The organism is Peribacillus sp. YIM B13482, from assembly GCF_042787975.1.
In the GTDB taxonomy this organism is placed as follows: domain Bacteria; phylum Bacillota; class Bacilli; order Bacillales; family DSM-1321; genus Peribacillus; species Peribacillus simplex_A.
Window position 1 is genome coordinate 1 of sequence record NZ_JBHZPF010000104.1, and the last position, 6,555, is coordinate 6,555.

Annotated in this window: 7 protein-coding genes; 3 read left to right on the forward strand and 4 right to left on the reverse strand. The window is 43.1% G+C overall.

Annotated elements, in window-relative coordinates; genetic code table 11:
• Positions 1 to 112 precede the first annotated feature (112 nt).
• The 3 genes from bioA to ACFX4L_RS24650 are packed head-to-tail and all read right to left on the reverse strand — an operon-like array spanning position 113 to position 2,759.
• The gene (bioA, locus tag ACFX4L_RS24640) at positions 113 to 1,492 is read right to left on the reverse strand and encodes an adenosylmethionine--8-amino-7-oxononanoate transaminase (RefSeq protein ID WP_377387505.1); all 1,380 of its coding nucleotides are present in this window, start codon (positions 1,490 to 1,492) and stop codon (positions 113 to 115) included.
• A complete protein-coding gene (gene bioD / locus ACFX4L_RS24645; RefSeq protein WP_377387508.1) occupies positions 1,489 to 2,196 on the reverse strand; it encodes a dethiobiotin synthase in 708 nt (235 codons plus the stop codon). Before bioD ends, bioA begins: the two co-directional genes overlap by 4 nt.
• Positions 2,175 to 2,759 (reverse strand): biotin transporter BioY, encoded by a 585-nt coding sequence (locus ACFX4L_RS24650; RefSeq protein ID WP_377387511.1) that lies wholly within the window; start codon positions 2,757 to 2,759, stop codon positions 2,175 to 2,177. The genes bioD and ACFX4L_RS24650 overlap by 22 nt, the downstream gene beginning before the upstream one ends.
• Positions 2,760 to 3,141: 382 nt before the next feature.
• On the opposite strand from ACFX4L_RS24650, the gene ACFX4L_RS24655 reads away from it, so the two are divergent.
• Both ACFX4L_RS24655 and bioB read left to right on the forward strand, forming a co-directional pair.
• Positions 3,142 to 3,339, forward strand: coding sequence for a hypothetical protein (locus tag ACFX4L_RS24655; protein WP_377406560.1), 198 nt, complete (start codon positions 3,142 to 3,144; stop codon positions 3,337 to 3,339).
• A 131-nt stretch (positions 3,340 to 3,470) separates the two neighbouring features.
• Positions 3,471 to 4,436 carry a biotin synthase BioB gene (bioB, locus tag ACFX4L_RS24660; protein WP_217899806.1) on the forward strand — a complete coding sequence of 322 codons (966 nt, stop codon included), beginning with the start codon at positions 3,471 to 3,473 and terminating at the stop codon, positions 4,434 to 4,436.
• 59 nt (positions 4,437 to 4,495) lie between these two features.
• Here the strand turns inward: bioB and ACFX4L_RS24665 are convergent, their stop codons facing one another.
• Positions 4,496 to 5,422, reverse strand: coding sequence for a substrate-binding domain-containing protein (locus ACFX4L_RS24665; protein WP_377406562.1), 927 nt, complete (start codon positions 5,420 to 5,422; stop codon positions 4,496 to 4,498).
• A 131-nt stretch (positions 5,423 to 5,553) separates the two neighbouring features.
• Here ACFX4L_RS24665 and modA point away from each other — a divergent pair, with 131 nt between their 5' ends.
• Positions 5,554 to 6,345 carry a molybdate ABC transporter substrate-binding protein gene (modA, locus tag ACFX4L_RS24670; protein WP_377406564.1) on the forward strand — a complete coding sequence of 264 codons (792 nt, stop codon included), beginning with the start codon at positions 5,554 to 5,556 and terminating at the stop codon, positions 6,343 to 6,345.
• The last annotated feature ends 210 nt before the right edge of the window (positions 6,346 to 6,555 follow it).

Consider the following 6,555-nt stretch of genomic DNA (forward strand, 5'->3'; position numbering starts at 1 on the left):
AAAAAAGGTAGATTTCCTCAGAATAAACTGAGAAAAACTACCTCTATTGGCCCGAAGGGACTTTTTCAGTGCCCTCCTCATTGAGGTGCCCTTTTTTCGCTTGAATTTTGGATCAGTTTGCTGGAATCAATCCTTTATGAATGGAGACTTCCTGGATGGCACGGTAGACCGTTTCGACCATGAAATCGAGTTCCTTTTCTGACATGGAAAGGATCGGCATCATCGTGATGACTGGACCAAGTTCCCGGATGATCAGGCCATTTTCCCGTGCTGTATGGATGATCCTGGAAACGATGTTCTCTTGGAGGGTGAACGTTTCTTTTGTTTCACGGTCTTTAACGATTTCCACTCCAATCATGAAGCCGCGCTGGCGAATATCGCCGACGATCGGAAGTTCGTATAGCGCTTGCAGTCTTTCGGCTAGGTATTTTGATTTTTTCTGGATGTCTTTAATGAGATTCCGGCTTTCCATTAGCTCGATATTCTTCAGGGCCAGTGCACAGGCTAGCTGATTTCCTGTATAGGTGTGGCCGTGATAGAAGGTTTTATGTTCTTCCCGTTCTCCCAAAAAGGATTGAAAGACCTGCTCGTTCATGATGGTGGCTGCGAGTGGCATATATCCCCCAGTGATCCCTTTGCCCATACACATGATATCAGGGACGACATCTTCCTGCTCGCAGGCAAACATCGTACCGGTGCGACCGAACCCTACGGCCACCTCGTCACAAATTAGGAGGATATCGTACTTCTTGCATAATTGTTCAACTTCTTTCAAAAAGCCCCGGGGATGGGTTATGATACCTGCCGCCCCCTGCACAAGCGGTTCGATGATCAATCCGGCAATTTCCTCTGATTGTTCCTGCAGCAACTTCTCCAGTTCCATCAAGCAATGGTTTTTCACTGCTTCTTGATCTCCATATTCAGTCATGTGATAGGCATATGGTGTAGGGGCGGAAATCCGTTGAAATAAGAGGGGCTTAAAGATTCTATGGAATAGATCCATTCCGCCCACACTCACGGCACCGACAGTATCGCCATGGTATGCTTCGTCAAGGGAGATGAATTTGTTTTTATTCTGATGCTTGACGGGATCGATATTCTGCCAATATTGATAAGCGACTTTAAGGGCGATTTCCACAGCGGCAGATCCCGTGTCAGAGTAGAAGACTTTCGATAAATGACCAGGAGTGATCTCTGCCAGTTTCTTTGCCAGTAAGATCGATGGTACATTTGCAGATCCCAGCAGAGTGGAGTGCGCGACTTTATTCACTTGTTCAATAAGGGCTCCGTTTAATTCCGGCTCGTTATGTCCGTGCACATTCACCCATAATGAAGCATAGCCGTCCAAATAGCGTTTGCCATCCACATCAATCAGATAGCTGCCTTCGCCGCGTTCGATGATCAGCGGTTTACTTTCCCGATACGTTTTCATTTGCGTGAACGGGTGCCATACATATTCCTTATCCCATTGTTCTAAATCCTGACTGTTCATGCTTTGAACACCTCTTTCAATTGTTGGGTATAATTTTGGTCACCAAGTAAATCAAGGATGCAGATCCTCAAATCTTTTCTAACATCGGCCAGTGTTGGAATGCAGGCGAGCCCCTTCAGCCCTGTCAGCTTTTCAATGGTTTCGATATTGTCTTGATGAATCCGATCCTCTGGCCGGTAATGATTATACAAAATGGTTTTAACGCATATATCATGGATTTGTGCATAAGAATGGGTCGTCACGACATTATGAATCGCTCCTAAACCACTTGTGGATACGAATACGACAGGCATGCCGCAATCTCTTATGAAATCCGTCGTCATATAGAAACCTTCCGCCCGTTCAATGAGCGGAACAGCCAATCCGCCTGCTCCTTCAACTAATACGACGTCATACATTTCCTCAAGTTCATGAACCCTTTCCACGGCTTTCTTCTCATCGATTTGACTCCCGGTTAATTTAATCGCCAAATGTGGGGAGGTTTCGGGTTCCAGTGTGTAAAACCCTGATTCCTTTACACCTAGTTCTTGCTCAAACCAAGAAATATCCGGGTATGTATTCGTTTCCTCATTGATTCCTGTTTGAAATGGCTTGAATATCGTGACGGTTTTTCCAAACGTTTGAAGAGAAAGATAAAGTGCACTCGTGACGATTGTCTTTCCAATATCCGTGCCAGTTCCGGTTATGAAGTAGGCTTGGCCCATGGATGATTCAGCTCCTTTACGTTTATGTATCTTGCAATTCGCGGACGTACTTGTTGAATGATGACAGCACATAGAATGCACAGCAGTAAATCACCGGGTACCGGTAATAAGAAGCCGTAAAGAATCGTTTGGTTGATTGAAAGCGGCGTTTCCACAATCCACTTCATTGCACCATACAGCCATATGCAGCCGAAGAAGTAAACGGTCAGCAAAGAGGCAGCGTTAGCAAGGAATATGGAACGAATCGTGGAGAGGGAAAACCGGTTGATCAGCCACCCGTTTACATAGGCTCCCAGAATATATCCGAGCAAATAGCCGAAAGTGGGTTTGAATATATAGCCGATTCCCCCGCCTTCAGCAAACACTGGCAACCCGATAAGTCCGATCAAGACGTAGCATAACTGACTGAGCAACCCAAGACGGGGCCCCAGCAATGCGCCTGCCAAATAGACTGCCAGAATTTGCAGTGTGAATGGTATATAAGGGATAGGTATTTTAATAAAGGCGCCAATTGCGGTTAACGCAGTAAAAAGGGCCACATAAGAAATCGTTCTTGCTTTCAAGGTTTTCACCACCTTTTTTAGAAATGGCAGGCAAATTGCCCACTATTAGTTTGCCTGATTTCTATTTTATATGTCAACTAATTAATATTTAGGTTAACATATAAAGTGCATGCCTTCTCAGTTTTTCAAGGACAAACTAGGAAAATATTGAAAAATAGCCATTGAATAATATTTTGTTTGTATGGTATTATTCATCCATATGTTAACTATAAATTATTTTAGTTAACATATTAAGTGGATTGAGGGCTGGTTATTGCCCATTTATTTCACTTAATGCTCCGTTACCAGTCATTTTCTGCCATTCTAAATGCAAAGCATTATGGTCTGTGATGCAAATGTGACTGGTGGGGAACTTCCGAACATTTTGGTTTGAAGGGAAAGATTGATATCGAAATGGGGACACCCTAAAAAAGCGGTAGCAGCAGAAGGTGGGATAAATCGCAGGAAGCAGGTCTTTGTAGACGATCTCTTTAGAGTCGGAGCGTTAGCTTTCACTTTATCTGCAGGTGTCGGGATGGAAGCATCGATTCTTGCCCTGGCCAAGCTCCTTTCCAAGGAAGTACATAAGCACGGGGTCTAGGCACCAGCATTCGTATCGATTGGAACTTCGCGAGTTCTTCTTAATTAATCGCGGCAGATTCATGGAAAGGAATTGACAACATTAAAAGAAAAGAGGGATTGGATTTGGAAACATTAGTAAGGGATTGGAAGATGTTAGCGGAGAGCGTGATTAAAGGATATAAAGTTACGGCCGAAGAGGCATTAGCAATCGTACAAGCCCCAGATGGCGAAGTTTTGGAAATTTTGAATGCAGCATATCTCATACGCAAGCATCATTATGGAAAAAAGGTCAAATTGAATATGATCATCAATACGAAATCAGGATTATGTCCCGAAGATTGTGGCTACTGCTCGCAGTCGATCGTGTCGGAAGCCCCGATCGATAAATATGCATGGCTGACTAAAGAAAAGATTGTCGAGGGAGCGCAAGAATCAATCCGTCGTAAAGCGGGTACATATTGCATCGTTGCTTCTGGCCGTCGTCCGACCAACAGGGAAATTGATCATGTCATTGAAGCGGTAAAAGAAATCCGTGAAACGACGGATCTTAAAATCTGCTGCTGTTTAGGTTTCCTGAATGAGGAACATGCCGGCAAACTAGCAGAAGCGGGCGTTCATCGCTATAACCACAACTTAAATACATCACAGGAAAACTACAGCAATATTACATCAACACATACATATGAGGACCGGGTAGATACAGTCGAAACTGTGAAAGATGCGGGAATGTCCCCATGTTCAGGTGCCATTTTCGGTATGGGTGAATCTGCTGCGGAAGCAGTGGAAATCGCTCTATCCTTACGCAGCCTTGATGCGGATTCCATTCCTTGTAATTTTCTCAATGCAATTGACGGAACGCCTCTTGAGGGAACTTCCGAGTTGACCCCCACTAAATGCCTGAAACTGATTTCGATGATGAGATTCGTCAACCCGAGCAAAGAAATCCGTCTGGCCGGCGGTCGTGAGGTCAATCTCCGTTCCATGCAGCCAATGGCACTTTATGCAGCCAATTCCATCTTCGTCGGAGATTATTTAACGACAGCTGGTCAAGAACCAACGGCGGATTGGGGAATCATCGAAGACCTGGGGTTTGAAATCGAAGAATGTGCTCTTTAGGAAATATGAAAAAAAAAGAAAAGTAAAAAGGAAGGCTGCTGTTACAGTAGCCTTCCTTTTTAAAATGTCTCGTGAATGATCGAGCCTGTCCTGGAAATATCATAATCACCTAAAGTATCGATTTCCGCTTGAAATGGATTCGAGGATAAAATTCTTTTGACGATTTTTATGATATGCTCGTTTTTCGGGGTTTTTAATAGAACAAGGTCATAACGTTCCGTTATCAATGGAATGAAGTCGACTCCGACTATTTTTGCCGCTTTTTCAATTCCAACGCCGACATCCGCAATACCTGATGAAACAGCTGATGCGACACTTAAATGGTTGGTTTCCTCATTTTCATACCCCTTAAGGCTTTTAGGCGGAATCTTATGGATCCTTAGCTGCTCATCAAGAAGGATTCTTGCACCAGATCCTCTTTCCCTATTGATGATGGTCAAGTGATCCTTGTTTAAATCATTCCAGGTGGTGAGATTGAAAGGCTTCCCTTTTTTAACATATAAACCAGCATTCCTTGAAACGAGATTAAATAAAATATAAGGATAGCCAACCAAGATCTTTTTTATATATGGAAGATTATACTCACCCGTATCTCCATCAAACATGTGCATACTCACGATGTCGGAATCGCCATTGTACATGGATATAAGCCCGCTTAAACTTCCTGTGTTCGATCGTAATGTTTTATGGCCGGAATCCTTCTCGATGTACTGCCCCAGTATATCCAAAACCATGTCCTGCCCGCTGATGACAAGGGTTGGTGTGCCCTTCTCTTCGTTCCGATGGGGCTCGGCGATAGGACCCGGGGATGTAAGGGACTTACTGTCAGTGATATATTTCTCTAAATCCTTTGCATCCATTCTCATTTGCCTGCCCACTCGGAATACAGGCAGTTTCCCTTTTTTAACAAGATCATATATCGTCAATTTAGATACTTTTAAAAGCTGTGCCACTTCTTCGATTGTATAGGATAGCTCCTGCGACATGTGCATCCCTCCGTCCTTATTGTATCTTAGTGCCCTTTGGGAAGTAAAATCATGGATAAATAGGAAATGTTAGATTAACTAGTTATAATTAGATATAACTAGTTATAACTGGTTAGAAAGGAAGAGCGATTTTGAAAAAAATATACTTTATGATTTTTTCGATTATGCTGCTTGTGACAGTGGGGACAGGGTGTTCAAATGATGAAGCGGAAAACACAGAAATGAAGGCGGAGCAAGTGGAATTGACGGTTTCCGCAGCTGTAAGTTTGCAAGATGCTTTAAATGATATAAAAGATTCATTTGAAAAAGTGAATGTAAATGTGAAAGTTAATTATAACTTTGGAGCCTCGGGAGCTCTTCAGCAGCAAATTTCCCAAGGCGCACCTGTGGACCTGTTTTTCTCAGCTGCTGAAGATAAATTTGATAAATTAGTAGATGAAGATCTTATAGAAGAAAAAAACGGGATCGATTTAGTCGGCAATAAACTGGTGCTGGTGGTGCCAAAGGATTCCGATAAGAAAATGGAATCCTTGGAAGACCTAAAAAATGCTACTAAAATTTCGATCGGTACGCCAGAGTCTGTACCGGCAGGTCAGTATGCGAAACAGACATTGGAAAACATGAATCTCTGGAAAGAGGTTGAAGATAGATTGATATATGCCAAGGATGTCCGGCAAGTGCTTACATATGTGGAAACAGGGAACGTGGACGCTGGGCTCGTTTATAAGACGGATGCCATGAACTCATCAAAAGTTGATATCGTTGCAACAGCCAAGGAAGATTTACACGATCCGATCATTTATCCGGTAGGAATGATCAATAATAGTTCACACCGAAAGGAAGCACAGCTATTTTACGACTATCTTCAAAGTGTAGATTCTGACAAGGTTTTTAAAAAATATGGATTTGAAGATTTGGACTAATTCCGCAGTTTCGTTAATCGATTAGCGTTTAAATAATGATACAACAATGGTGTAATAGGGTGATAGGTGATCTATCCCCTTTGTTTATTTTTTAGGCTCTTTTCGTAAAGATTGTTGTTTTTAAAACGAAACCATTTAAGGTTGATTGGAGCGGAAGTGCGAGACTCCTGCGGGAGCAGCGGGACAGGTGAGACCCCACAGGCGTTTACG